Source organism: Leisingera sp. S2M4, from assembly GCF_055398055.1.
On sequence record NZ_AP040861.1, the window covers coordinates 3,107,143 to 3,130,462 of the forward strand.

Consider the following 23,320-nt stretch of genomic DNA (forward strand, 5'->3'; position numbering starts at 1 on the left):
CGTTGCGGGGCGCGTGCGATGCTGCAGCGCAGGATTTCTGCCCCGGGCCTCTTTCCCATCGTCCAGTTCTGTGCCATAGGGTCACCGCCAAACGGGGTTATGCATGGGGATGACAAATGCAGATTCGTGAGGCTCTCACCTTTGATGATGTTCTTCTGGTTCCGGGCGCGTCCAGCGTGTTGCCGAATACGGCTGATACGCGCACGCGGGTGACGCAGTCGGTGTCGCTGAACATCCCGCTGCTCAGCTCTGCGATGGACACGGTGACAGAGGCTCGCATGGCGATTGCCATGGCGCAGGCGGGTGGCATGGGCGTGATCCACAAGAACCTGAACGTGGAGGAGCAGGCGCAGGAAGTCCGTCGGGTGAAGCGCTTTGTCTCCGGCATCGTCTACAACCCCATCACCCTGACCGCCGATCAGACCCTGGCCGACGCCAAAGCGCTGCAGGAACGCTACCGGGTCACCGGCTTCCCGGTGGTGGATGGGTCTGGCCGCGTGGTCGGCATCGTCACCAACCGCGACATGCGGTTTGCCTCGGATGACAGCACGCCGGTCTCGGTGATGATGACCTCCGACAACCTCGCGCTGCTGCATGAGCCCGCGGACCTGGAAGAAGCCAAGTCCCTGATGAAGGCGCGCCGGATCGAAAAGCTGCTGGTTACCGACAAGGATGGCAAGCTGACCGGCCTGCTGACCCTGAAGGACACCGAACAGGCGGTTCTGAACCCTACCGCCTGCAAGGATGAACTGGGCCGTCTGCGGGTCGCCGCGGCGACCTCCGTTGGCGACAGCGGTTTTGAACGCTCCGAAGCGTTGATCGATGCGGGCGTCGACGTCGTCGTGGTGGATACCGCCCATGGTCATTCGGCCGGGGTGATCGACGCGGTCAAGCGGATCAAGGCGAAATACGGCGATATCCAGGTGATTGCGGGCAATGTGGCCACTGCCGAAGCCACCCGCGCGCTGATCGACGCGGGGGCCGATGCGGTCAAGGTCGGCATCGGTCCGGGCTCCATCTGCACCACCCGCATGGTGGCGGGCGTGGGCGTGCCGCAGCTGACCGCGATCATGGATTGCGCAGGCGCGGCGGGCGACGTACCGGTGATTGCCGATGGCGGCATCAAGTTCTCGGGCGATTTTGCCAAGGCGATCGCGGCGGGCGCTTCCTGCGCGATGGTCGGCTCGATGATTGCGGGCACCGACGAGTCCCCGGGTGAGGTGATCCTGTACCAGGGCCGCTCGTTCAAATCCTACCGCGGCATGGGCTCGATGGGCGCTATGGCGCGCGGTTCTGCCGACCGGTATTTCCAGAAGGATGCTGCCAGCGACAAGCTGGTGCCCGAGGGGATCGAAGGCCAGGTGCCCTACAAGGGCGGCGCGGGCGCGGTTGTGCACCAGCTGGTCGGCGGCCTGCGCGCGGCGATGGGCTACACCGGCTGCGCCACCGTCGACGAGATGCGCAAGAACTGCAACTTTGTCCGCATCACCGGCGCCGGTCTCAAGGAAAGCCACGTGCATGACGTGCAGATCACCCGTGAAGCCCCGAACTACCGGGTGGGCTGAGACGATGATGGCCGCATGTGACCAAGGGGCAGGGGCATGACCCCCGCCGCCCGCCTGCAGGCGGCCATTGAGATCCTCGACCAGGTGTTGGCCGGGGAAGCGGCGGAAAAGGCGCTGACCTCCTGGGGGCGGCGCAGCCGCTTTGCCGGTTCCAAGGACCGCGCGGCGGTTCGCGATCACGTGTTCACCGCCCTGCGCTGCCTGCGCTCGCATGCTGCTCTTGGCGGCTCCCGCAGTGGGCGCGGCCTGATCCTGGGCGCTTTGCGCGAGGCGGGCACTGACCCCGATACCGTTTTTACCGGGGTCGGGCACGCTCCCGCAGCGCTGACGGCCGAGGAGCGGCAATTGCCTGCACCGCTGGAGGCCGACAGCGCCGAAGCGCTTGATATTCCCGACTGGCTGTGGCCGGAGTTTCGCGCCAGCCTTGGGGCAGGGGCCGCCGACGCGGCCCGGGCGCTGCGCTCCCGCGCGCCGGTGCACCTGCGCGTGAACCCGCGCCGGGGTTCGGTGGCAGACGCGCTGGAGCGTCTGCGGGCGGATGGTATCGAGGCCACAGAGCACCCCGCTGCACGGATGGCGCTCGAAGTGGTCGAGGGCGCGCGCCGGTTGCGCAACGCCGAGGCCTATCAGAGCGGATTGGTCGAACTGCAGGATGCGGCCAGCCAGGCGGTGGTCGAACAATTACCGCTGAGCGACGGCATGAAGGTTCTGGACTATTGTGCGGGTGGTGGCGGCAAGGCCTTGGCCATGGCCGCACAAGCCGACATTGACCTGTTTGCCCATGATGCCGACCCCAGGCGGATGAAGGATCTGCCACAGCGGGCTGCACGGGCGGGCGCAAAGGTGAGCTGCCTTCCGACCGATGCTCTCGACAGCGCCGGCCCGTTCGATCTGGTGTTGTGCGATGTGCCTTGTTCCGGGTCCGGCTCCTGGCGTCGCGCGCCCGAAGGTAAATGGCGATTGACGGCTGAGCGGTTGCAAGACCTGTATCAAGTGCAGGCCAACATCCTGCGTGAGGCCGCGCGGCTGACCGCGCCGGGCGGCTATCTGTCCTATGCGACCTGCTCAATGCTGCGCGGAGAAAATGCCGAGCAAGTTCAACGGTTTCTTCAGGGAAATGCCGGGTGGAAACTGGTCTGCGAGCGGAGCTGGAAGGTGCAGGACGGGACCGATGGTTTCCACGTTGCCGTGTTGACGCGCCAGACCGGCGATTGCTAGGGTTCCAGCTGGAAAAGTTTTGGTATTCTTAACGTGGTTTTAACCTGAACCGCCGCGTTATGGCGGCATCTCAGCAAAAGTAGCGGAGCCCTAATGCCCGGTCGCCAAGAAACCTCCGTTCCGGAACTGCGCGTTCACGCGCCTGAGCACGCCCGGCTTGCAGCGACCGTTCTGCTCGCGGTGATGTTGATCGCCAGCCCCTGGTTGTTGCCCCTGCCGGAATGGATCGGGCGCGGCTTCATCATGGTCGGGCTGACGCTGATTGCCGTGGCGGTGCTGATGATGGTGCAGACACGGCTGCGGCTGAATGCGCGCGCGATGGCCGCCGAGCTGCTGACGGGCTTTATCGAAAAAGACGCCACACCCAGTTTCGTCACCGATGACGACGGTGTGATCCACGCCTGCAACGGTGCCGCCGTGAAGCGGTTCCAGGATGCCACCCGCGACACGCTGGCGGGAACGTTGCGCTCGGTTTTGGCGAACCCTTCCGCGGTGCTCTACCGGCTGCAGAGCCGGGCACGTGTGGATGGTGCCGCGCGCGAGGATATCGTCACGCGCCGCGGGCATGTGCGGCTGGCGGTGCACCAGATGACCGGCGGCAGCTTCCTGTGGCGGGTTGAGGATATTCAGGAGCGCAGCAGCAGCGGGCGCGGTGCCGATGCAATGCCGGTGCCGATGATCACGGTGGGCCGCACCGGCGCGGTTTTGTTCATGAACGAAGCCGCGCGCACCCTGATCGGCGAGCGCGTGAAATCGACGGACCGCCTGTTTCCGTCGCTTCCGATCCTGCCGGGACAGATCAACACGCTCAGCACCAAGAACGGGCCGGTATCCGTTTTGGTCAGCGAGAAGAACCGCACCCAGGGTCGCAGCGAACTGTTCCTGATGGAAGTCGATGAAAGCGGCCTCAACTCCAGCCAGGCCGGTCTGGAGGCGTTGCCGGTTCCCTTCCTGAAGGTGGCGGCGAGCGGCGAGATTTTGAGCGCGAACCGAATGGCCCTGCGCCTGCTGGGGGTCAGCAGCTGTGCCAACCTGAAACTGGGCCAGTTGATGGAGGGCCTGGGACGGCCGATGTCGGACTGGCTGCGCGATACGGCCGACGGTCTGGCGCCGAACAAATCCGAGTTTCTGCGCCTGTCGCGTGGCGACAAGGAGGTGTTTGTCCAGGTCACCCTGACCCGCACGGTGGAAGAGGGCGAGCCCGTCCTGATCGCGGTGCTGAACGATGCGACTGAGCTGAAGACGCTCGAGGCGCAATTTGTCCAAAGCCAGAAGATGCAGGCAATCGGTCAGCTGGCGGGCGGTGTTGCGCATGATTTCAACAACCTTCTGACCGCGATTTCAGGCCATTGCGACCTGCTGCTGCTGCGTCACGACCAGGGCGACCAGGATTACGGCGACCTGATCCAGATCCATGAAAACGCCAACCGGGCTGCCTCGCTGGTGAGCCAGCTTCTGGCCTTTTCACGCAAACAGACACTGCAGCCGGAAACGCTGGATGTACGCGATACCCTGTCGGATCTCACCCATCTGCTGAACCGTCTGGTCGGCGAGAAGGTCACCCTGACGCTGAGCCATGACCCGGTGATGAAATCGATCCGCGCTGATAAACGCCAGCTTGAACAAGTGCTGATGAACCTGGTGGTGAATGCCCGCGATGCGATGCCGCAAGGGGGCGAAATCCGTGTCGAGACCGAGGTCCTGTCGCTCGACAAACCTCTCGAGCGCAACCGCGCCACAGTTCCGGCCGGCGACTGGGTCACCGTCAAGGTCTCGGACGAGGGCGTCGGCATCGCGCCGGACAAACTCCAAAAAGTGTTTGAGCCGTTCTACACCACCAAGCGCACCGGTGAGGGCACGGGTCTTGGCCTGTCCACCGCCTACGGCATCATCAAGCAGACGGGCGGTTACATCTTCGTGGATTCCGTGCAGGGGCAAGGCACCCAGTTCACGCTGTTCTTCCCGGTCTACAAACCGCAGGCCGAGCCCAAGGCCGCGGAAGCGCCAGCAGATGTGACCGAGCGCGGCGGCAATGCGCAGCACGGCGAGGGCGTGGTGCTGCTGGTGGAAGATGAAGCGCCGGTGCGCGCCTTTGCGTCCCGTGCGCTGCGGATGCGGGGGTACACCGTTCTCGAGGCTGAATCCGCCGAGGACGCGCTGCGCACGCTCGAGGATCCGGGGCTGACGGTGGATGTGTTTGTCACTGATGTGGTGATGCCCGGGATGGACGGACCCAGCTGGGTGCGCCAGGCCCTGAAGGAGCGCCCGGACACACGCGTGGTTTTCGTGTCCGGCTATGCCGAGGGGGCCTTCGGCGAAGCCGACCCCGAGGTGCCGAACTCGGTCTTCCTGCCAAAACCCTTCTCTCTCAATCAGTTGACGGAAACTGTTCACGCTCAGTTGCACTGAGTGTTGAGTGCGTCGCCTGACTGCGCTTTGTCGGTTTAGGCGGATTGCACCGGCTGGTTTACGGCCGGGATGCTGTCATAGAGGTCGAACTCCGCCGCTCGTTTGCGTCGCAGATGCGCCTCTGCTTCCGGCGTGAGGGTCAGCGCCGCCTGCGGGCTGACATTGCGCCGTTCGAGCCGGATGTCGGTGTCCAGGCGGTACTCCAGGAACAGTCGCAGCGCATCGGTGTCCTCGTAGCGGAACAGGTGGTCGACCTTGCAGCCGTTTGGCTGGGCTTCCAGAAACTTCGCCTGGCTGCCGACGTTGGCATAAGCGGGCGGCTTTCCCTTGCAGTAGGCCTGCACGAAGGCGTCGAAGGTGAGATCGCGGGTGGAGTTGGCATGCCCGTCCAGCGCCGGGCGCTGGCGATAGCGGAACCAGCTGCCAAGCCAGCTGATCGGTTCGCGCATCACGGCGACCACCTCCAGCTCCGCGCCGCAGACCTTGTCGAACATGGGCCGAATCCAGCGGTTGTAGCGGTAAAGCGGCGCATGTTTGAGCTGCGGCGGGTCGGAAATGATCAGATCGGCCCGGTCGCGCAATGCCTCCTGCAGGGCGGTGGTGCCGGTCTTGGGGACTGACAACAACGCCAGCCGTTCCTTGTAAAATATCATCATTTCATAAACCGTCCGGTAAAAACTGGTGGCGCCCGATTATCGTAAATACTTCCTTAACATCTTGCCCGCGCAGTGGGTACAGCAGTTTTCTGTTGCAATGTTCCCGTTTTGATCCGATAAGGAACAGGAGGTGAACAAAGCAGTGATTGCCGCGCGCCCCGGTGTGTGACACATAGAAAGGGACAAGGGACTATGGCGGATCTTTTGACCATGAAGAACAAAGTAAGCGGTGACAAGCAGAAGGCGCTGGACAGCGCGCTTGCCCAGATCGAGCGGCAGTTTGGCAAGGGCTCGATCATGAAGCTCGGCGACGGCAGTGCCATGCAGGAGATCGAGGCCAGTTCAACCGGCTCTCTGGGGCTGGACATTGCCCTTGGCATCGGCGGTCTGCCGATGGGGCGGATCATCGAAATTTACGGCCCGGAAAGCTCGGGCAAGACCACGCTGACGCTGCATTGCATTGCAGAACAGCAGAAAAAAGGTGGCGTCTGCGCCTTCGTCGACGCGGAACACGCGCTGGACCCGCAATATGCGGCCAAGCTGGGCGTCGACCTGGACGAGCTGCTGATCTCGCAGCCCGACACCGGCGAACAGGCGCTGGAAATCACCGACACGCTGGTGCGCTCGGGCGCGGTGAACATGGTGATCGTCGACTCGGTTGCAGCGCTGACGCCGAAATCCGAGCTTGAGGGCGACATGGGCGACAGCAACGTCGGCGTGCAGGCCCGCCTGATGAGCCAGGCGATGCGCAAGCTGACCGGCTCCATCAGCCGTTCCAAATGCATGGTGATCTTCATCAACCAGATCCGCATGAAGATCGGCGTCATGTTCGGCTCGCCCGAAACCACCACCGGCGGCAACGCGCTGAAATTCTACTCCTCGGTGCGTCTCGACATCCGCCGCATCGGCTCGATCAAGGACCGGGACGAGGTGGTTGGCAACTCCACCCGCGTCAAGGTGGTCAAGAACAAGGTGGCGCCGCCGTTCAAGCAGGTGGAATTCGACATCATGTACGGTGAAGGCATCTCCAAGATGGGTGAATTGCTGGACCTGGGCGTGGCGGCCGGTGTCGTCAACAAGTCCGGTGCCTGGTTCTCCTACGGGGATGAGCGGATCGGCCAGGGGCGGGAAAACGCCAAGACCTTCCTGCGCGAGAACCCGGCCATTGCCTACGACATCGAGGACAAGATCCGCGCCGCTCATGGTCTGGAGTTCGACCGGCCCGACGTGGATGACGCCGACGATATTCTCGAGGCCTGAACGCCGGATAGTCTGATCAAATCCCGGGATTTGCGGGGGCGCAGCGACGGCTGCGCCCTTTTTCGTGGGCTGTGCCGAACGGTCGATGTGGACAGTGCGCGGGCAGGGCGCTACACCTGCCCGGAACGCTTAGACAAAGCCGAAGAGATCCCGCATATGCCGACGCTCAACGACATCAGATCGACCTTTCTGAACTATTTCGCCAAACAGGGTCACGAGGTGGTGGACTCCAGCCCACTGGTGCCCCGCAACGATCCCACCCTGATGTTCACCAACTCAGGCATGGTGCAGTTCAAGAACTGTTTCACCGGGGTCGAGACCCGTGACTACAAACGTGCCACCACCTCGCAGAAATGCGTCCGTGCCGGCGGCAAGCACAACGACCTCGACAATGTCGGCTATACCGCGCGCCACCACACGTTTTTCGAGATGCTCGGCAACTTCTCCTTTGGTGACTACTTCAAGAACGAGGCGATCCCCTTTGCCTGGGAACTGATCACCAAGGAATTCGATATTCCGAAGGATCGGCTGTACACGACCGTCTATCACACCGATGATGAGGCCTTTGAAATCTGGAAGAAGATGGGCGTGCCGGAGGACCGGATCATCCGCATCGCCACCTCGGACAACTTCTGGCAGATGGGCGATACCGGCCCCTGCGGTCCCTGCACCGAGATCTTCTATGACCACGGCGATCACATCTGGGGTGGCCCTCCGGGCTCACCCGAGGAAGACGGCGACCGCTTCATCGAGATCTGGAACCTCGTGTTCATGCAGAACGAGCGCTTTGCCGACGGCTCGATGGTGGATCTGGACATGCAGTCGATCGACACCGGCATGGGCCTGGAGCGGATCGCCGCGCTGCTGCAGGGCACCCACGACAACTACGAGACCGACCTGTTCAAGTCGTTGATCGAGGCGTCGGCTAATGTGACCAACACCGATCCTTTCGGCGATCAGAACGTGCATCACCGGGTGATCGCCGATCACCTGCGCTCCTGCTCCTTCCTGATTGCCGAGGGTGTGCTGCCCTCGAACGAGGGGCGCGGGTACGTGCTGCGCCGGATCATGCGCCGCGCGATGCGCCATGCGTCCTTGCTGGGGGCTTCGGACCCGGTGATGCACAAGCTGGTGCCGTCGCTGGTGCAGAAGATGGGGGCCGCCTATCCCGAGCTGAGCCAGGGCCAGGCGCTGATCGAGGAAACCTTCGAGCAGGAGGAAACCCGTTTCCTCAAGACGCTGGACCGCGGTCTGAAGCTGCTGGACGAGGCCTCCAGCGATCTGGGCAAGGGCGACGTGCTGCCGGGCGAAACCGCGTTCAAACTCTATGATACCTATGGCTTCCCGCTGGACCTGACCCAGGACGCCCTGCGCGCCAAGGAGATCGAAGTCGACACCGAAGGCTTTGATGCCGCGATGAAGGCGCAGAAGGAACAATCCCGCGCGGGCGGGATCGGTCTTGGCGAGGCTGCGGACGTGAAGGTCTACTTCGATATCCTGGATGCCGCCGGCCCGACCGATTTCCTCGGCTACGAGACCGAAAAGGCGGAGGGCCAGGTTGTTGCGATCGTCAAGGATGGCGCGCAGCTGCAGTCCGCGGGCAAGGGCGACACGGTGCAGATCATCCTGAACCAGACCCCGTTCTACGGCGAGAGCGGCGGCCAGGTCGGGGATACTGGCTCCCTGACGGTGGACGGCGGCGCGGCGCGTGTCATCGACACCAAGAAGGTCGAAGGCCTGTTCCTGCATATCGCCGAAGTGACCGACGGCGAGATTTCCGTCGGGGCCGGGGCGACAATGGAGGTCGACCACGACCGGCGCAGCCAGATCCGCGCCAACCACTCGGCCACCCACCTGCTGCATGAAGCACTGCGCAATGCGCTTGGCGAACATGTGGCGCAGAAGGGCTCGCTGAACGCAGCGGACCGGCTGCGGTTCGATTTCAGCCACAACAAGGCGCTGAGCGCAGAAGAGTTGAGCCGCGTTGGCGCCGAAGTGAACGATTTCATTCGGCAGAACACGCCCGTCTCGACCCGGATCATGACACCGGGTGATGCCCGTGCGTTGGGCGCGCAGGCGTTGTTCGGCGAGAAATACGGTGAAGAGGTTCGTGTTGTCTCCATGGGGCGTGCGCCCACTGGCAAGGGCCACGATGGGGAAACCTATTCGATCGAACTCTGCGGCGGCACCCATGTGAAGCAGACCGGTGACATCGGCACCTTCGTGATCCTGGGCGACAGCGCGTCCTCCGCCGGTGTGCGCCGTATCGAGGCGCTGACCGGGGCCGCGGCATTTGCGCATCTGGAACGCGAGGCAGGCCGCATGGCCGAGGTTGCGGCGGCCCTGAAGGCACAGCCTGCGGATGTCATGGACCGGTTGAAAGCCCTGATGGATGAGCGCAAGGCGCTGCAAAACGAGATTTCCAATCTCAAGCAGCAAATCGCCATGGGTGGCGGTTCCGGCGGCAACGGCGCAGAGGCCAAGGAAATCAACGGCAAGACGTTCCTGGCGCAGGCCTTGCAGGGGGTGTCCGGCAAGGATCTGCGTGGCCTGATCGACGCGCACAAGCAGAACCTCGGCTCCGGCGTCATCCTGCTGATTGCAGAGGACGACGGCAAGGTCGCCGTGGCGGCCGGTGTTACCGATGATCTGACCGGTGAAATCTCGGCCGTGGACGTGCTCAAGGCCGCGGTGCCCGCGGTGGGCGGCAAGGGCGGCGGTGGTCGTCCCGACATGGCCCAGGGTGGCGGCAAGGATTTCTCCGGCGCTCAGGCCGCGATCGAGGCAGCGGAGGCGCTGCTGGCTTCCTGACCATTTGGTCAAAAAAAGCTTGGTCTTTCCGGCAAAACCCCTAATCTGCCGGGAAGATCAGAAACTATGGAGGCTGCGATGCCCGCACTTTGGATTGCCCATGTAACCGTCACCGATGCCGAGGCGTATGGCAAATACGCCGAGCTGGCAGGCCCGGCAATCGCCAAGCATGGCGGCAGCTTCATCGCTCGGGGTGGAAAGTTCGTGCAGCTGGAGGGCAAGGAACGCCCGCGCAATGTCGTGGCCAAGTTTCCGAGCGTCGAAGCCGCGGTGGAGTGCTACAACAGCCCCGAGTACCAGGAAGCGCTGAGCCACGCGCGAGACGCGTCCGAGCGGGAACTGATGGTTGTGGAAACCAGCGAGTAATTTTGCCGCCGCCCGCAAAGGGGCGAGCAAGCAGCGATAGGAACGGGCGCCCCATGGGGCGCCCTTTTCATTTGGCAGCACCCGGTTGCGAACCCGGTCCGCTGTGGCGCCATTGGCGGAAAGCGAAAAGGGGCGCCACATGGCGCCCCTTCTGCAAGGTCTTGTTGATTTCGGTCGCTTACTGCGCGGCCTTGGACATCCGCTTGCGCTCATGCGGGTCCAGGTAACGCTTGCGCAGGCGAATATTGTTCGGCGTCACTTCGACCAGTTCGTCGTCGTTGATATAGGCGATCGCTTCTTCAAGCGACAGTGTCATCGGCGGCGTCAGGCGCACGGCGTCATCGCTGCCGGAGGCACGCACGTTGGTCAGTTTCTTGCCTTTCAGCGGGTTCACTTCCAGGTCGTTGTCCCGGCTGTGCTCACCGATGATCATGCCGGTGTAGACGTCCGCCTGGGGGCCGATCATCATCTTGCCACGTTCTTCCAGGTTCCACAGCGCATAGGCGACCGACTGGCCGTTCTCCATCGAGATCAGCACACCGGCACGGCGACCGGGGATCGGGCCCTTGTGCGGTGCCCAGCCGTGGAACACGCGGTTCAGCACGCCGGTACCGCGGGTGTCGGTCAGGAACTCGCCGTGGTAGCCGATCAGCCCGCGAGAGGGAACATGGGCGATGATGCGGGTCTTGCCAGCGCCAGCCTGTTTCATCTCCACCAGGTCGCCCTTGCGGGCGCCGGTCAGCTTTTCGATCACCGCGCCGGAGTATTCGTCGTCGACGTCGATGGTGGCTTCCTCGATCGGCTCCATGCGGACGCCGTCGATTTCCTTCATGATCACCTGCGGGCGGGAGATCGACAGCTCGAACCCTTCGCGGCGCATGTTTTCGATCAGCACGCCCATCTGCAGTTCGCCGCGGCCAGAGACCTCGAAGGCTTCGCCGCCGGGGGTATCTTCGACCTTGATCGCGACGTTGCTTTCGGCTTCTTTCAGAAGACGGTCACGGATGACGCGGGACTGTACCTTCTTGCCATCGCGGCCCGCCAGCGGGCTGTCGTTGATGCCAAAGGTCACGGTGATGGTCGGCGGGTCAATCGGCTGGGCGTCCAGCGGCTCTTCCACTGCAAGCGCGCAGATGGTGTCGGCCACGGTGGCCTTGGACATGCCCGCGATGGAGACGATGTCACCGGCCTGGGCCTCGTCGATGTCCTGTTGTGCAAGGCCGCGGAACGCCTGGATGCGGGTGACGCGGAACTGCTCGATCTTCTGGCCGATGCGGCTGATGGCCTGAACCGTCGCGCCAACCTTCAGGGTCCCGGATTCGACGCGACCGGTCAGCAGGCGGCCCACGAAGGGGTCGCTGCCCAGCGTGGTCGCGAGCATGCGGAAATCTTCGTTCTGGCGTTTGATCTGCTTGGGCTCGGGCACGTGGTTCACGATCAGGTTGAACAGCGCGTGCAGATCCTTGCGGGGGCCGTCCAGCTCCATGTCGGCCCAGCCGTTGCGGCCGGAGGCATACATGTGCGGGAAGTCCAGCTGGTCTTCGGTCGCGTCCAGCGAGGCAAAGAGGTCAAAGCATTCGTCAAGCGCGCGGTCGGGCTCGGCGTCGGGCTTGTCGACCTTGTTCAGCACCACGATCGGGCGCAGGCCCAGGGCCAGTGCCTTGGAGGTCACGAATTTGGTCTGCGGCATCGGACCTTCGGCGGCGTCCACCAGCAGCACCACGCCGTCGACCATCGACAGGATCCGCTCAACCTCGCCGCCAAAGTCGGCGTGGCCGGGGGTGTCGACGATGTTGATGCGGGTGCCGTTCCACTCCACCGAGGTGGGCTTGGCAAAAATGGTGATGCCGCGTTCGCGCTCAAGATCGTTGCTGTCCATGGCGCGTTCCGCCACAGCCTGATTTTCGCGGAAAGCGCCGGATTGTTTCAGCAGCTCGTCAACCAGGGTGGTTTTGCCGTGGTCGACGTGAGCAATGATCGCAATGTTGCGCAGGTCCATGACGTTCGCCTTTGTAAGGAAGTTGCGCCGCGCATAGCCCGAACCCCGATCAAAGGCCAGAGGAAAACTACCCGGGACCACCAGCAATCGGCGATCAGTGGCCTGAAGTCTTGGAAAACAGGTGAATGATGACGATTCCGGACATGATCAGGGTCATTCCGATCACGGCGGGCAGGTCCAGCTTCTGGCCAAAGACAAGGTAAGCGATCACCGCAATCAGCAGGATTCCAAGGCCGGACCAGATTGCATAGACCACGCCGACGGGCATGAACTTCAGCGTCAGCCCCATCATGTAGAAGGAGAACCCATAGGCCACCAGAACGATCAGCGACGGCCCGAGGCGGGAAAACTGCTGGCTGGCTTGCAGGGCGGTGGTGCCGATCGTCTCTGCCGCGACCGCAATGATCAGGTAGATGTAGTGAACTGGCATCGGATCCCTCCGTTCTGGCAGGCCGACAGGAGATGACCTGCCATTGTCGCCTAGCGCATTCACCGCAGGTCGAAAAGACGCGAAATTGCGCGTCAGGCACATTTTCGCCCGCGCGATGAGATTTCTTTTGATTGAGTGCCGCTGAAACAGTTCTCGGCATCGGGGCGGGGATCCGGCCAGCGAGAGGCTGCCCGGATCGAAGTTACAACCGTCCAGACTCTCGGAACCAGGGTTCGACGCGGGATCGCACGTAGGTCCACACCCGCGGTGCGCCACGCTGGATCTTCGCGCCGACGCGCGCGTCCAGCTGGGGGAGGCTGACGTCGTAGTCCAGCCAGCTCCCGCCGCCGTTCAGCAGGTTCAGCAGGACGGGCTGCACCCGGTCGATCGACTTTGCAAACACGGCGTCCGGGCTTTCGGCTGCCTCGAATTCCTGCCAGATCTCATAAAGCGGTCGGCCCTGGTCCGCGGGCAGCAGGCCAAACAGACGGGTGGCCGCAGCTTGTTCCTTGTCAGCGATTGCAGCAAGCTCCTGCGGGTCAAGGACACCGTGGATCGGCGCATCGCCGGCATCGATCTCGACAAGGTCGTGCAGTAGAAGCATCTGCAGAACCCGGTCGACGTCGACGGGGGCCGTGCTGTGTTCGGCCAGCACCCAAGCGTAAAGCATGATGTGCCAGCTGTGCTCGGCGGAGTTTTCGTGCCGCGAGCCATCACCCAGTTTCGACGCGCGGGTGATCTGCTTCAGCTTGTCCGCTTCGTTCAGGAATGCGAGCCGGGTCGTCAGCTGGCTGCAATCGATGTCGCTGGCGCGGCCCAGTTTGGCCTGCGCGTGGTGGTAGGCTTGAGGAAAGCTGTGCTTCAGCGCCGCGGCGCGTCCACCGTTCAGGTTCTGGCGCACCACGTCGAGATGCCAGTCCAGCGGCGTTGCGCCATACACGGTCTGGAACATCGGCTGGCAATGATCGACCTGTTTGGCGTATTGCGCGTCCGGCGTTTCCGCCGCTTCGAACTCCTGCCACAGCGCGAGGAACTCCGCCCCCTGATCCTCAGGCAGCAGGCCGAACAGACGTTGTGACGCGGTCTGCTCAGCGGCGGCCACGGCGGCCCAGTCGGCCTCGGCGGTGATCGGGTGATCGCCTGCGTCAATTTCCACCAGATCATGCAGCAGCAGCATGCGGATGGCACGGAAGATGTCGACCTGTGGCGCCGCGAACGGCGCAAGCACCAACGCATAGAGCGCCAGATGCCAGCTGTGTTCCGCCGAGTTTTCGCGACGACTGCAGTCGAGGATCAAATTCTGGCGCTCGATGGTGCGCAGCTTGTCGGCCTCGAGCAGGAAGGCGAATTGCGCATCGAGACGGTTCATGGCTGACCCTTCGCGTCCAGCTGTGCCTTGACCTGTTCGATCTTGGCGTTCAGGAACGCGCGCGCCTTGCGCTCGGCCAGGCGAACGCGCATTTCGGTCAGGAAGGCCTCCTCCAGCGACTGGGAGGCGGCGCCGAGAACCTGGCCCACCTCCACGTACAGTCGCTCTTCGCCGGTGGCGTCCTGCACCTTGAGCGTATCGATCGCCAGTTTCTGGGCCAGCGTTTCGATTGTGCCCATCAGCGGCTGGTCTCGGTCAGGCGGCGTTTCACGTAATCGGTGACGCTGCTGATCATCGTGTCCATATGCGGCTCCTGGAAGAAGTGATCCGCGCCCTCGATCTCATTGTGGGTGATGGTGATGCCCTTCTGCTCGTGCAGCTTGTTCACCAGGTTGGCGGTGTCGGCGGGCGGTGCCACGCGGTCGGCGGTGCCGTTGATGATCAGGCCCGACGAGGGGCAGGGTGCCAGGAAGGAGAAATCATACATGTTGGCCGGCGGCGCCACCGAGATGAAGCCGGTGATTTCCGGACGGCGCATCAACAGCTGCATGCCGATCCAGGCGCCGAAGGAGAAGCCCGCAACCCAGCAATGCTTGGAATTGGAGTTCATCGACTGCAGGTAATCCAGCGCTGACGCGGCATCGGACAGCTCGCCCACGCCCTGATCGTATTCGCCCTGGCTGCGCCCGACGCCGCGGAAATTGAACCGCAGCACGGTAAAGCCCATGTTGTAGAAAGCGTAATGCAGGTTGTAGACGACCTTGTTGTTCATCGTCCCGCCGAACTGCGGATGCGGGTGCAGAACGATGGCGATCGGGGCGTCTTTTTCTTTTTGCGGGTGATAGCGGCCTTCGAGGCGGCCTTCGGGTCCGGGAAAGATGACCTCGGGCATGGGCGGTTCAAATCCTACTGTCGTTTGTCGGGTCTGCCGTCAGAAAACTTGACGGGTTCCGTCAGGCATCTTAGAACAGTTCTAATCACGGCGTGGGCCAAGCCGCGCACCGTCAGGCTGAGATACGCACAGACGTCGAGAAGGTCAATGTTTTCGCACGTCCAAGGCGATTTCGAGGGATGAAACATGAAACTTTCCACCAAAGGCCGTTATGCAATGGTCGCCCTTGCAGATATCGCCCTGCAGCCGACGGGCAATCTGGTGCCGCTCGGCGATATTTCACGGCGTCAGGATATTTCCCTGCCGTACCTTGAGCAGCTGTTCGTCAAGCTGCGTCGTGCCGGACTGGTCGAATCCGTGCGTGGTCCGGGAGGCGGTTACCGGCTGGCGATGCCGCCCGCGGAAATTCGCGTGGTCGACATTCTCTCGGCAGTGGATGAGACGGTCGATGCCATGCACAAGGGGGCCGGGGCCTCGGGTGCGCTGTCCGGTAGCCGGGCGCAATCGCTGACCAACCGCCTGTGGGAGGGGTTGAGCGCGCATGTCTATGTGTTCCTGCACCAGACCCGCCTGTCCGATGTGATCGAGAATGACCTGGCGCCCTGTCCGGCGGTTCCGAACCTGTTCGCGGTTGTGGATGATTGAAACCGGAAGGTCCGCTGGCACAGGGGCTTTGCGCTGGCGGCTATTCCGCGTATGAGACGGGACCACTTTGAAAAGATGACTCCATGACACGTGTTTACCTGGACCATAACGCCACTGCGTGGCTGCGCCCCGAAGCGCGGGAGGCGATGGTGGCCGCGATGGATGTCTGCGGCAACCCCTCCTCGGTTCATGCGGAAGGGCGTGCCGCCAAGGCCCTGGTCGAGAAGGCGCGGGCCCAGGTCGCGGCTGCCTTTGGCGCCGACGGGGCCGACATCGTGTTCACCTCCGGCTCCACCGAGGGCGCGGCTCTGGCTCTTGCCGGGCGCAAGCTGCACGGTGCACCGGTCGAACATGACGCGGTGCGGGCCTGGACGGTCGAAGACCTTCCGGTCGGCGCCGATGGGGCAGTGCAGGTTTCTGATCCCGCGGCCTCGACCGTGCAGCTTGCGAATTCTGAAACAGGGATCATCCAGACGCTCCCCGATGGGCTGGCGGTTACAGATGCGACCCAGGCCTTTGGCAAGCTGCCGGTCGCCTTCAACTGGCTGGGCGCGCAGATGGCGCTGATTTCGGCGCATAAACTGGGCGGCCCCAAGGGGATCGGCGCCGTGGTCCTGCGCCGTGGCACGGACCTGCCTGCGCAGATCAAGGGCGGCGGTCAGGAAATGGGACGCCGGTCCGGCACCGAAAATGTCATTGGAATTGCCGGGTTCGGGGCCGCAGCCGAGGCTGCCGCAAAAGATCTGGCAGATGGTGTCTGGGACAGGGTTGCAGAACTTAGAAATATTCTAGAAAAGGCGCTTGTGTCTGGCGCAAGCCATACTATTTTTGTCGGGAAGGATCAGACGCGCCTGCCGAACACTTTGTGTTTTGCGACACCGGGCTGGAAGGGCGAAACCCAGGTCATGCAGATGGATCTGGCGGGGTTTGCCATCAGCGCGGGCAGTGCCTGTTCCAGCGGCAAGGTGCGCGCCAGTGCGGTGCTGACCGCGATGGGATATGACGAGGCCACGGCACAAGGCGCAGTGCGCGTGTCGCTTGGGCCTCAGACAACGGAAGAAGATGTGCTGCGCTTTGCCGAGGCGTGGCTGCAAAAAGAAAAGAAACATCGCGCCCGCGCGGCGTGAATGAGGAGATGACAATGGCCGCTTTGGACCAGACCCAAGTCAAGGAAGGTGTTGACCAGGAAACCGTGGATGCGGTCCGTGAAGTAGGCGGTGCCTATAAATACGGCTGGGAAACCGACATCGAGATGGAATACGCCCCCAAGGGCGTGAACCCGGACATCGTCCGGCTGATCTCGGAGAAGAACGAAGAGCCGGAATGGATGACCGAATGGCGCCTGCAGGCTTTCGAGCGCTGGGAAAAGATGGACGAGCCTGACTGGGCCATGGTCAGCTACCCTGAGATCGACTTCCAGGACCAGTATTACTACGCCCGTCCGAAGTCGATGGAAGTGAAGCCGAAGTCGCTGGACGAAGTCGATCCCAAGCTGCTGGCGACCTACGAAAAGCTGGGCATCCCGCTGAAGGAACAGATGATCCTGGCCGGCGTCGAAGGCGCAGGCGACACCCCGGAAGAAGGCCGCAAGGTGGCGGTTGACGCGGTGTTCGACTCCGTCTCCGTCGGCACCACCTTCCAGAAAGAGCTGAAAGAGGCGGGCGTCATCTTCTGCTCGATCTCCGAGGCGATCCGTGAGCACCCCGAGCTGGTGAAGAAGTACCTCGGCTCCGTGGTGCCGGTTTCCGACAACTTCTATGCAACGCTGAACTCGGCCGTGTTCTCGGACGGCTCCTTCGTCTACGTGCCGCCGGGCGTGCGCTGCCCGATGGAACTGTCCACCTATTTCCGCATCAACGCGGAAAACACCGGCCAGTTCGAGCGCACCCTGATCATCGCCGACAAGGGCTCTTACGTTTCCTACCTCGAGGGCTGCACCGCACCGCAGCGTGACACCGCGCAGCTGCACGCCGCGGTGGTGGAAATCATCGTCGAGGAAGACGCCGAAGTAAAATACTCGACCGTCCAGAACTGGTATCCGGGCGACGAGAATGGCAAGGGCGGCATCTACAACTTCGTGACCAAGCGCGCCGATTGCCGCGGCGACCGCGCCAAGGTGATGTGGACCCAGGTGGAAACCGGTTCTGCCGTGACCTGGAAATACCCCTCCTGCATCCTGCGTGGTGATGAAAGCCAGGGCGAGTTCTACTCGATCGCGATTGCCAACAACATGCAGCAGGCCGACACCGGCACCAAGATGGTGCACCTGGGCAAGAACACCAAGTCGCGCATCGTCTCCAAGGGGATCTCGGCCGGCAAGGCGCAGAACACCTACCGCGGTCTGGTGTCGATGCACCCCAAGGCCAAGAACTCGCGCAACTACACCCAGTGCGACAGCCTGCTGATCGGCGACAAATGCGGCGCCCACACGGTTCCCTATATCGAGGTGAAGAACAACTCTTCCCGCGTGGAGCATGAGGCGACCACCTCCAAGGTGGACGACGACCAGCTGTTCTACTGCCGTCAGCGCGGCATGGACGAGGAAGAGGCGGTGGCCCTGGTGGTCAACGGCTTCTGCAAGGACGTGCTGCAGGCGCTGCCGATGGAGTTCGCCATGGAAGCGCAGCAGCTGGTTGCGATCTCGCTGGAAGGCTCGGTGGGGTAAAAGGAGTGCTTGAAACGCTGGAGGCAATCAAGGCTTGGGCATTCCCACAGACTTTGGTCGCTCAAGTCCTTGTTGGCCTCCTTCTCGCTCTGGCAATCTTGCTGACTTTCAAGGTCGGGCAAGTTTTGTGGCCGAGCGATCCGGAAAATGGAGCGATGAGGGCTTTTGCAATACTGGTCGCTGCGTCGACGTTTGTAGCGATGAAAGCCATCTACCTGAATTTCGGATTGATTTTGGTTGAGCGGGAAGCTGAAAGCCAGTGAAAGGAGAAGGCAGGAAATGATCGTCACAACGACCAACAGCGTCGAAGGCTACCAGATCGCGGACTACAAGGGCATCGTGGTGGGCGAGGCGATCATGGGCGCCAATGTGGTGCGCGATTTCTTTGCCTCGGTCACCGACATCGTTGGCGGCCGCTCCGGGGCGTATGAAAGCAAGCTGCAGGATGCCCGCGAAACCGCCCTGGCCGAGCTGGAAGAGCGCGCCCGCGCTGCCGGGGCCAACGCCGTGGTGGGCGTTGACCTGGATTACGAAGTCATCGCCGACTCCATGTTGATGGTTTCGGCAAGCGGCACCGCTGTGGTGCTGGCGTAGAAATGAGCAGGCCCTTCAAAGGCCATTGAAATATCGCGGGCCACGCGCTCGCCACAGAATGCGACACGAGGAAAAAATGCTCGAAATCAAAAACCTGCACGTCAAACTTGAAGATGAAGACAAGCAGATCCTGAAGGGTCTGGACCTCAAGGTCGAGGCCGGCAAGGTGCATGCCATCATGGGCCCCAACGGCTCGGGCAAATCGACGCTGTCTTACGTGCTGTCCGGCCGTGATGGCTATGAGGTGACCGAGGGTTCGGCGGAACTGCTGGGCGAGGACATCTTGGAGCTGGAGCCGGAAGAGCGCGCCGCGGCGGGCATGTTCCTGGCGTTCCAGTACCCGGTCGAAATCCCCGGCGTTGGCAACATGACCTTCCTGCGCACTGCCGTGAACGCGCAGCGCAAGGCCCGCGGCGAGGAAGAGCTGTCGGCTTCCGACTTCCTGAAAGAGGTCCGCGCCAAGGCAAAGACCCTGAAGATCGACGCCGACATGCTGAAACGCCCGGTCAACGTCGGCTTCTCCGGCGGTGAGAAGAAGCGCAACGAAATCCTGCAGATGGCGATGCTCGAGCCGAAGCTCTGCATCCTGGACGAGACCGACTCCGGCCTCGACGTGGACGCAATGAAGCTGGTCGCCGATGGCGTGAACGCGCTGCGTGACGAGGGCCGCGGCTTCCTGGTGATCACCCACTACCAGCGCCTGCTGGACCACATCAAACCGGACGTGGTGCACATTCTGGCGGATGGCCGCATTGTGAAAACCGGCGGCCCCGAGCTGGCGCTGGAAGTCGAAAACAACGGCTATGCCGGCATCCTGGCCGAGGTGGACGCGTAATGGCACTTCCCGAAGCAAAACAAACCGCAACCGAGGCGCGGCTGGCCGCGCTGACGCTGCCCGAGGGCGGCTGTCTTGCCGCCGCGCGCGATGCCGCGCTGTCGCGGGTGCAAACCATGGGTCTGCCGGGGCGGCGTGACGAATACTGGAAATACACCCGTCCGGACACGCTGGTGCAGGCGGATGTGCCTGAAGCCGCGGTTTTCGAGACCGGCGAGCCGCCGATGTTCAACGACTTCGACCGCCTGAAGGTGGTGTTCGTTGACGGTGTGTTCGATGCCGAAGCCTCCGACGATCTGTCGCTGGAAGGTATCACCATCGAGCGTCTGGCCGATGTCGAGAAGAAGGACATCCACTGGGCCAAGGACCTCTACGGTGTTCTTGAGGCGCGTGGGCAAACCCCGGTGCAGCGGCCGCTGGCAGCGCTGAACAGCGCCTTTGCCACCGATGGCGTGGTCATTCACGTGACGGGAAAGCCGTCGAAACCGATCAACCTGATCTACCGTCATGCCGACACCGGGTCGGATGCGATCCTGCATCACGTGATCCGCGTGGATGCCGGTGCCGAGGCGACGATCCTCGAAAATGGCCCGGCAGCCGCACGGTTCAACAAATGCATGGAGATCGACGTCGCCGACACCGGCAGCCTGCACCTGGTGCGCGCCCAGGGGCGTGACCACGAGCGCCGGGCCGCGACGCATCTCTTTGCCCGTCTCGGCAAGGAATCGGTTTTCAAATCCTTCACCCTGACAGTGAATGGCGTGCTGACCCGCAACGAAGCCGTGATCGAGCTGACCGGGGATGATGCCGTGGCCCATATCGCGGGCGCTTGTGTCGGCGATGGTGATTTCCACCACGATGACACCGTCTTCATCACCCATGACGCGCTGAACTGCGAAAGCCGCCAGGTGTTCAAGAAGGTGTTGCGCAACGGGGCCACCGGTGTGTTCCAAGGCAAGATCCTGGTGAAGGAAGGCGCGCAGAAGACCGACGGCTACCAGATTTCGCAGTCGCTGCTTCTGGACGACGACAGCCAGTTCCTGGCCAAGCCTGAGCTTGAGATCTATGCCGACGACGTTGCTTGCTCGCATGGCTCCACCTCCGGTGCGATCGACGAGGAAGGCCTGTTCTACCTGCGGTCCCGCGGTGTGCCCAAGGCCGAGGCAATCGACCTGATGACACTCGCATTCCTGGCCGAAGCGGTGGAGGAGATCGAGGACGGCGACGTGGCGGATGCGATCATCGCCCGGCTGCAAGGCTGGCTGGCCCGGCGTCACTGATGTCGGTCACCACGGATATTCCGGCAACCTACCTGGGGCCGCGCAAGGTTTTTGCGCGGCTTCTCAGCATGGGCGCGCGGGAAGACCGGCTGCTGGTGTTCCTGCTCAGCGGCTGCGTGCTGGCCTTCGTGGCGCAGATGCCGAAGCTCGCCCGCGAAGCGCATCTGACCGGGCAGGAGCTGAACATGCTATTGGGCGGTGCGCTGCTGGGCATCGTCTTCATCGCGCCTTTGTTGTTCTACGCATTGGCGCTGATTGCCCATTGGCTGGCCCGCGCCCTTGGCGGCGTCGGGGAGGCCCATCAGGCGCGGCTTGCGCTGTTCTGGGCGTTTCTGGCGGCGAGTCCCGTGATGCTCTTGCATGGGCTGGTGGCCGGGTTCATCGGTGCGGGGGCCGCGCTGGACAGCGTCGGGCTGCTGTGGTGCGTGGTGTTCTTTTGGTTCTTCGCCTCGGGGATGGTTCAAGGATACTGGGCAAACAGATGAAATCGCTGCTTGAATTTGCTGCTTTCACGGTGCGTTCGCCTCAGCTGGCGGCGGATCGTATCCTGTCGGCGTCCTGGCCGCGGGAGGTGGTGTGGACCGCTTTCCTGCTGTCGGTGGTGCTGAACAGCTGCGTCTATGCGCTTCAGCAGATCCTGTTCCCACTGCCCCCCGAGGTGCTGCTGCCGCGGTTCTCGCCCGGCGCCTATTTCGTGGTTGTACTGGCCTTGCAGGCGGCCTTTGTCGCGATGCTGTCGGCGACCGGTCGCTGGCTGGGCGGGCAGGGCAGTTTCCTTGCGCTGCTTGCGGTGATTACCTGGTTGCAATTGATGCAGGCCGGGCTGAACACGGCCCTGATCGTGATGTTCCTGGCGCTGCCGTCCCTGGCGGCGCTGGCGAACATCGGGGTGAATATTCTGGTCTTTGTGATCCTGCTGCATTTCGTCAAGGCGGCCCATGGCTTTGACAGCATCTGGCGTGCGTTGGGTGTGGTGCTGATGGCCAGCCTGATCTTGGTTTTTGCCCTTCTATTCCTCTTGGGCCTGATCGGCCCCACCAACCTTGGATTTCCCGAACATGTATGATGTGGAAAAAATCCGCGCCGATTTCCCGATCCTGTCGCGCACCGTGAACGGCAAGCCGCTGACCTACCTCGACAACGGCGCTTCGGCGCAGAAGCCGCAGGTGGTCATCGATGCCGTCACGCGTGCCTACGCAGAGGAATATTCGAACGTTCACCGCGGCTTGCACTACCTGTCCAACCTGGCAACCGAGAAATACGAGGCGGTGCGCGGTACCGTTGCGCGGTTCCTGAACGCCGGGGATGAGAACAGCATCGTGCTGAATTCCGGCACCACCGAGGGCATCAACCTTGTCGCCTATGGCTGGGCGATGCCGCGGTTCGAGGCGGGCGACGAGATCGTCCTGTCGGTGATGGAGCATCACGCCAACATCGTGCCCTGGCACTTCCTGCGCGAACGCCAGGGGGTGGTGCTGAAATGGGTCGACACCGAGGCCGACGGCAGCCTGGATCCGCAAAAGGTGATCGACGCCATCTCCCCGCGGACCAAGCTGGTGGCGGTGACCCAGTGCTCCAACGTGCTGGGCACCGTGGTCGACGTGAAAACCATTACCGCGGCCGCCCAGGCCAAGGGCGTGGCGGTGTTGGTTGACGGCTCGCAGGGTGCGGTTCACATGCCGGTCGACGTGCAGGACATTGGCTGCGATTTCTACGCGATCACCGGTCACAAGCTCTATGGTCCCTCCGGGTCCGGCGCCATTTACATCAAGCCCGAGCGGATGGCCGAGATGCGCCCCTTCATCGGTGGTGGCGACATGATCCGCGAAGTGTCAAAGGATCAGGTGATCTACAATGATCCGCCGATGAAGTTCGAAGCCGGGACTCCCGGCATCGTGCAGACCATCGGCCTTGGCGTTGCGCTGGATTACATGATGGGCCTCGGAATGGCGAACATCGCCGCGCATGAGGCGGGCCTGCGCGATTACGCCATGTCACGGCTCAAAGGTTTGAACTGGGTGAACATCCAGGGGCAGGCTCCGGGAAAGGCGGCGATCTTCAGCTTTACGCTGGAGGGTGCGGCCCATGCCCATGACATCTCCACCATTCTGGACAAGAAGGGCGTCGCGGTGCGCGCCGGGCACCATTGCGCCGGACCGCTGATGGACCATCTGGGGGTATCGGCGACCTGCCGGGCGTCATTTGGTCTCTACAACACCAAGGCGGAAGTCGACACGCTGATCGAAGCGCTGGAACTGGCGCATGACCTGTTCGCCTGAAACAGGCTGCGCATGAATGCGGGGTTATCCCCACAAAAAGCGGCGCC

Annotated in this window: 22 protein-coding genes; 16 read left to right on the forward strand and 6 right to left on the reverse strand. The window is 62.8% G+C overall.

Features of this window, described 5'->3' with window-relative positions; genetic code table 11:
- Positions 1–116: 116 nt before the first annotated feature.
- The 3 genes from guaB (at position 117) to ACZ52D_RS15075 (ending at position 5,192) form a co-directional block, all read left to right on the forward strand.
- Positions 117–1,565, forward strand: coding sequence for an IMP dehydrogenase (guaB, locus tag ACZ52D_RS15065; protein WP_222453233.1), 1,449 nt, complete (start codon positions 117–119; stop codon positions 1,563–1,565).
- A 36-nt stretch (positions 1,566–1,601) separates the two neighbouring features.
- On the forward strand, positions 1,602–2,783 hold the full coding sequence (locus ACZ52D_RS15070) for an RsmB/NOP family class I SAM-dependent RNA methyltransferase (RefSeq protein ID WP_464441802.1): 1,182 nt from the start codon (positions 1,602–1,604) through the stop codon (positions 2,781–2,783).
- 93 nt (positions 2,784–2,876) lie between these two features.
- On the forward strand, positions 2,877–5,192 hold the full coding sequence (locus tag ACZ52D_RS15075; protein ID WP_369929162.1) for an ATP-binding response regulator: 2,316 nt from the start codon (positions 2,877–2,879) through the stop codon (positions 5,190–5,192).
- A gap of 35 nt (positions 5,193–5,227) precedes the next feature.
- Here ACZ52D_RS15075 and ACZ52D_RS15080 read toward each other — a convergent pair whose 3' ends face one another.
- The gene (locus tag ACZ52D_RS15080) at positions 5,228–5,848 is read right to left on the reverse strand and encodes a gamma-glutamyl kinase (protein ID WP_464441803.1); all 621 of its coding nucleotides are present in this window, start codon (positions 5,846–5,848) and stop codon (positions 5,228–5,230) included.
- Between the two features lie 192 nt (positions 5,849–6,040).
- On the opposite strand from ACZ52D_RS15080, the gene recA reads away from it, so the two are divergent.
- The 3 genes from recA to ACZ52D_RS15095 all read left to right on the forward strand — a co-directional run bounded on the left by recA (position 6,041) and on the right by ACZ52D_RS15095 (position 10,285).
- A complete protein-coding gene (recA, locus tag ACZ52D_RS15085) occupies positions 6,041–7,108 on the forward strand; it encodes a recombinase RecA (protein ID WP_222453229.1) in 1,068 nt (355 codons plus the stop codon).
- A 156-nt stretch (positions 7,109–7,264) separates the two neighbouring features.
- A complete protein-coding gene (gene alaS, locus ACZ52D_RS15090; RefSeq protein WP_464441804.1) occupies positions 7,265–9,919 on the forward strand; it encodes an alanine--tRNA ligase in 2,655 nt (884 codons plus the stop codon).
- A gap of 78 nt (positions 9,920–9,997) precedes the next feature.
- Complete coding sequence (locus ACZ52D_RS15095) at positions 9,998–10,285, forward strand: DUF1330 domain-containing protein (RefSeq protein WP_222453227.1); 288 nt, start codon at positions 9,998–10,000, stop codon at positions 10,283–10,285.
- Between the two features lie 178 nt (positions 10,286–10,463).
- Here ACZ52D_RS15095 and typA read toward each other — a convergent pair whose 3' ends face one another.
- The 5 genes from typA to ACZ52D_RS15120 form a co-directional block, all read right to left on the reverse strand.
- Positions 10,464–12,284, reverse strand: a complete 1,821-nt coding sequence (gene typA / locus ACZ52D_RS15100; protein ID WP_464441805.1) for a translational GTPase TypA — start codon at positions 12,282–12,284, stop codon at positions 10,464–10,466.
- A 94-nt stretch (positions 12,285–12,378) separates the two neighbouring features.
- Entirely contained in the window at positions 12,379–12,714 is a 336-nt protein-coding gene (locus ACZ52D_RS15105) for a DMT family transporter (protein WP_222453225.1), read from the reverse strand.
- Between the two features lie 202 nt (positions 12,715–12,916).
- Positions 12,917–14,083 (reverse strand): HD domain-containing protein, encoded by a 1,167-nt coding sequence (locus tag ACZ52D_RS15110; protein ID WP_464441806.1) that lies wholly within the window; start codon positions 14,081–14,083, stop codon positions 12,917–12,919.
- Positions 14,080–14,322 carry a hypothetical protein gene (locus ACZ52D_RS15115; protein WP_222453223.1) on the reverse strand — a complete coding sequence of 81 codons (243 nt, stop codon included), beginning with the start codon at positions 14,320–14,322 and terminating at the stop codon, positions 14,080–14,082. The genes ACZ52D_RS15110 and ACZ52D_RS15115 overlap by 4 nt, the downstream gene beginning before the upstream one ends.
- The gene (locus ACZ52D_RS15120; RefSeq protein WP_222453222.1) at positions 14,322–14,975 is read right to left on the reverse strand and encodes an alpha/beta hydrolase; all 654 of its coding nucleotides are present in this window, start codon (positions 14,973–14,975) and stop codon (positions 14,322–14,324) included. Before ACZ52D_RS15120 ends, ACZ52D_RS15115 begins: the two co-directional genes overlap by 1 nt.
- A gap of 186 nt (positions 14,976–15,161) precedes the next feature.
- On the opposite strand from ACZ52D_RS15120, the gene iscR reads away from it, so the two are divergent.
- The 10 genes from iscR to ACZ52D_RS15170 all read left to right on the forward strand — a co-directional run bounded on the left by iscR (position 15,162) and on the right by ACZ52D_RS15170 (position 23,273).
- A complete protein-coding gene (gene iscR, locus ACZ52D_RS15125; protein ID WP_417472071.1) occupies positions 15,162–15,620 on the forward strand; it encodes a Fe-S cluster assembly transcriptional regulator IscR in 459 nt (152 codons plus the stop codon).
- A gap of 83 nt (positions 15,621–15,703) precedes the next feature.
- Positions 15,704–16,747: a cysteine desulfurase family protein gene (locus tag ACZ52D_RS15130; protein ID WP_464441807.1), complete on the forward strand. Its 1,044-nt coding sequence runs from the start codon at positions 15,704–15,706 to the stop codon at positions 16,745–16,747.
- Positions 16,748–16,761: 14 nt separating this feature from the next.
- A complete protein-coding gene (sufB, locus tag ACZ52D_RS15135; RefSeq protein ID WP_222453219.1) occupies positions 16,762–18,285 on the forward strand; it encodes a Fe-S cluster assembly protein SufB in 1,524 nt (507 codons plus the stop codon).
- Between the two features lie 5 nt (positions 18,286–18,290).
- On the forward strand, positions 18,291–18,548 hold the full coding sequence (locus tag ACZ52D_RS15140) for a hypothetical protein (RefSeq protein WP_464441808.1): 258 nt from the start codon (positions 18,291–18,293) through the stop codon (positions 18,546–18,548).
- 16 nt (positions 18,549–18,564) lie between these two features.
- Complete coding sequence (locus tag ACZ52D_RS15145) at positions 18,565–18,879, forward strand: YbjQ family protein (protein WP_369929178.1); 315 nt, start codon at positions 18,565–18,567, stop codon at positions 18,877–18,879.
- Positions 18,880–18,955: 76 nt separating this feature from the next.
- Positions 18,956–19,714: a Fe-S cluster assembly ATPase SufC gene (gene sufC, locus ACZ52D_RS15150; RefSeq protein WP_222453216.1), complete on the forward strand. Its 759-nt coding sequence runs from the start codon at positions 18,956–18,958 to the stop codon at positions 19,712–19,714.
- Positions 19,714–20,994 (forward strand): SufB/SufD family protein, encoded by a 1,281-nt coding sequence (locus ACZ52D_RS15155; RefSeq protein ID WP_464441809.1) that lies wholly within the window; start codon positions 19,714–19,716, stop codon positions 20,992–20,994. The genes sufC and ACZ52D_RS15155 overlap by 1 nt, the downstream gene beginning before the upstream one ends.
- Positions 20,994–21,479 (forward strand): hypothetical protein, encoded by a 486-nt coding sequence (locus tag ACZ52D_RS15160; RefSeq protein WP_222453214.1) that lies wholly within the window; start codon positions 20,994–20,996, stop codon positions 21,477–21,479. The genes ACZ52D_RS15155 and ACZ52D_RS15160 overlap by 1 nt, the downstream gene beginning before the upstream one ends.
- Positions 21,476–22,060: a YIP1 family protein gene (locus ACZ52D_RS15165; RefSeq protein ID WP_464441810.1), complete on the forward strand. Its 585-nt coding sequence runs from the start codon at positions 21,476–21,478 to the stop codon at positions 22,058–22,060. Before ACZ52D_RS15160 ends, ACZ52D_RS15165 begins: the two co-directional genes overlap by 4 nt.
- Complete coding sequence (locus ACZ52D_RS15170; RefSeq protein WP_369929183.1) at positions 22,053–23,273, forward strand: cysteine desulfurase; 1,221 nt, start codon at positions 22,053–22,055, stop codon at positions 23,271–23,273. Before ACZ52D_RS15165 ends, ACZ52D_RS15170 begins: the two co-directional genes overlap by 8 nt.
- Positions 23,274–23,320: the final 47 nt, after the last annotated feature.